Annotated in this window: 1 protein-coding gene; it reads left to right on the top strand. The window is 56.3% G+C overall.

Annotated features, from left to right (window positions below; genetic code table 11):
* Nucleotides 1-65: 65 nt before the first annotated feature.
* Nucleotides 66-295: hypothetical protein (locus Q5L94_RS13575; protein ID WP_317498890.1), on the top strand; the 230-nt coding region annotated here is incomplete at its 3' end.

The following is a 295-nucleotide window of genomic DNA, read 5'->3' as shown; positions in this document are numbered from 1 at the left end:
CCTACTACGACCAGGACGATAACAGCACGAACACAGACACAATTGGCGAAATGGTCACCACTCAAATGGCCGACATCGTGGCGATCCAGAACCTCTATGGGGCCGCGGGTGAAAGCAGTGAAACGGCGGGCGATACCACATGGGGCGCCAATACCACGCTCACTGACAGCTATCTCTATGATATCTTCGGGGTGCTCGAGGGGCGCAACTCTCCGGATCGCGACCCCGCCAACAGTATGACTCTGACTATCTACGACGTGAGCGGCACCGACACCATCGACCTCAGCAATAACAA

Source organism: Idiomarina sp. Sol25 (assembly GCF_033052775.1).
Lineage (GTDB): Bacteria > Pseudomonadota > Gammaproteobacteria > Enterobacterales > Alteromonadaceae > Idiomarina.
Note: the sequence above shows the minus strand (reverse complement) of the source record. Positions and strands in the feature narration are given on the sequence as shown.